Below are 2493 nucleotides of genomic sequence, written 5' to 3' on the forward strand. Positions count from 1 at the left end.
TGTGTGGTCTGTTTGTTCTTGTACCAGCGGCACGAGTTCCCCCGCCCCCCGCCCCCCCCCCCCCCCCCGGCCGCCCCGCCCCCCCCCCCCCCCCCCACGACCCGAACGTCACCCGCAGACCCGGAGCCGCCCGCCCGGCCGCCGCGACCGCGGGCGTGCTGATCGTGCTCGCCGGGAACGCCGAGTCCGCCGGCGGCCACACGCGCACGCCGTCGAGCAGCACCTCGTACGCCGTGGTGCTCCCCGGGGCCAGGCCCGACACCGGTATCAGCGCGTAGTGGTGGCCGGCGACCTGGAAGGTGCGCACGCTGCCGCCGGCCCCGTCGGCGCACCGCACTTCGGCCGTGCACGGCCGGTCGGCCTCGACCCATATCGTGGCCGAATCGCCCGTGTCCCAGTCGACATGGCGCAGCAGTGGCCCCAGACGCAGTCCGGCCATGCAACTCCCCCTCCTCCATCGCCCCTTGGATCACGGTACGACGGGGAAGGGGAGCGTGGCCTCCCCCTGGCGGGGGAGAGGCCGGGTGAACGGCAGGGCGACCGGTCAGCAGCCGTTGAGGATGTTGACCAGGGCCGTCTTCTCGCCGGAGTCCATGCTCAGGCCCCAGTACTGCTTCACGTCGACCCACATCCGGGCGTACGTGCAGCGGTAGGCGGTCCGCGACGGCAGCCACTTGCCCGGGTCCTGGTCGCCCTTGGCCTGGTTGACGTTGTCGGTGACCGCGATGAGCTGCGGGCGGGTGAGGTCGTTGGCGAACTGCTGGCGCTTGGCGGTGGTCCAGGAGGCGGCTCCCGAGCGCCAGGCCTCGGCGAGCGGTACGACGTGGTCGATGTCGAGGTCGGCCGCGTTGGTCCAGGTGGCGCCGTCGTACTCGGAGTACCAGCTGCCGCTCACGGCGGCGCAGGAGGAGTCGGTGGTGACGCCGACGCCGTCGCGCTTCAGGACGGTCTCGCGCGTGTTGCAGCTGCCGGAGACGGTGATCCAGTGCGGGAAGAGGCTGCGGCTGTAGCCGCTGAGCGAGCCCTCGGTCTTCGGGGTGACCGTGGCGAGGTACGAGCGGGCGGCCGCGGCGCTGATGGGAGCGGGCGGGGAGGCCTGGGCGAGGGGCGCGTTCACGAGGGCGGTGAGGGCGGCGAGCGTAGCCGCTGACGCGATCACGCCAACTCGACGCGCGTAGACAGCAGGTATGAGGGACATGAGGGGGCTCCCTGGATGCGGGGGGATTGTGGCCGGTCAGCCCCGGAGGGGCGCGGCCATGGTGGCGGCGCCAGATTGCGTGGCGGCGGGCGCAAGGTTACAGGATTACGACATGAGCACGTCAGGCGTGTGCGGCCAACTTCCGTAAACTAAACGGAAGTTGTGAGTCCGAATGGAGGGTGGGCGTATGGCCGCAACGCGGGAGCGGTACGGGACGTGACGGCCCCGGCGCCAGGGCGTGCACGAGCCCGAACCGCGACGGGACCAAAGGCCCATTCCAAGCCGGTGCGCCCGTCGCGTACCCTGGACAGTGCAGAAGGGGAGTAGCTCTTCGCCGGACCGTCGACATACTGCTGGGTCACCCCAGCCGGCGCCCGGAGGCAAGCCGCACACAACGGCCGGCCAGCGAGACCTTCGGCCGCAGTGTCCTGTTCCACTCCAGGGCGCCGCCGAGCCGAAGCGACCCCTGAAACACCCCAGGTCTCTCGGTACCGATGGCGTCCTGCCCGTCCGATTGAGGTCCCTCCCCCGTGTTCAGCAGCACCTTCAGCATCACCGTCACGGCGATCGCGTTCGGAGTCGTCTTCCTCGCCGAACTCCCCGACAAGACCGCCCTCGCCGGCCTGATGCTCGGCACCCGCTACCGCGCCTCGTACGTCTTCGCCGGCGTCGCCGCCGCCTTCGCCGTACACGTCGCACTCGCCATCGCCGCAGGCAGCGTCCTCACCCTCCTCCCGCACCGGCTCGTCCAAGCCGTCGTCGGCGTCCTCTTCCTCGCGGGCGCGGCCATGCTGCTCCTGAAGAAGAGCGACGACGACGAGGAGGCCAAGGCACCCGCCGACCAGTCCTTCTGGAAGGTCTCCGGGGCCGGATTCATGCTGATCCTGGTCGCCGAATTCGGCGACCTGACCCAGATCATGACCGCAAACCTCGCCGCACGGTACGACAACCCCTTCTCGGTCGGCATCGGCGCCGTCCTCGCCCTCTGGGCCGTCGCGGGCATCGGCATCCTGGGCGGCAAGACCCTCATGAGGTACGTACCGCTGCGCCTGATCACGAAGGTCGCGGCATGCGTGATGGCGGCACTGGCCGCGTTCTCGCTGTACGAGGCGATCGCGGGCTGAGGCCGACGGGGTGGGCGGATCCGGGTAGTCGGATCCGGCTCACCGGATCCGGCTCACCGGATCCGGCTTAGGCGCCGCTTTGGTCTGGAGTGGGGTGGGGCGGTGTCGGTGTGGGTCCGGGGGCGTCCCGCCAGTCCACTGTCCTTCCGTGCCGTGCCGGCCCGTCAAGGG

2 protein-coding genes and 1 pseudogene are annotated in these 2493 nt (G+C 70.8%); 1 reads left to right on the plus strand and 2 read right to left on the minus strand.

The features are described from left to right. Both ACFXA3_RS40855 and ACFXA3_RS40860 read right to left on the minus strand, forming a co-directional pair. Window positions 1–439 (minus strand): annotated as a pseudogene (locus ACFXA3_RS40855) (alkaline phosphatase family protein); the annotation flags it as partial. 105 nt (window positions 440–544) lie between these two features. Further along, the gene (locus ACFXA3_RS40860; protein WP_385196273.1) at window positions 545–1189 is read right to left on the minus strand and encodes an HNH endonuclease family protein; all 645 of its coding nucleotides are present in this window, start codon (window positions 1187–1189) and stop codon (window positions 545–547) included. Between the two features lie 539 nt (window positions 1190–1728). Here ACFXA3_RS40860 and ACFXA3_RS40865 point away from each other — a divergent pair. Next, the gene (locus ACFXA3_RS40865; protein ID WP_385196271.1) at window positions 1729–2322 is read left to right on the plus strand and encodes a TMEM165/GDT1 family protein; all 594 of its coding nucleotides are present in this window, start codon (window positions 1729–1731) and stop codon (window positions 2320–2322) included. The last annotated feature ends 171 nt before the right edge of the window (window positions 2323–2493 follow it).

The organism is Streptomyces sp. NPDC059456 (assembly GCF_042750055.1).
Classification (GTDB): domain Bacteria; phylum Actinomycetota; class Actinomycetes; order Streptomycetales; family Streptomycetaceae; genus Streptomyces.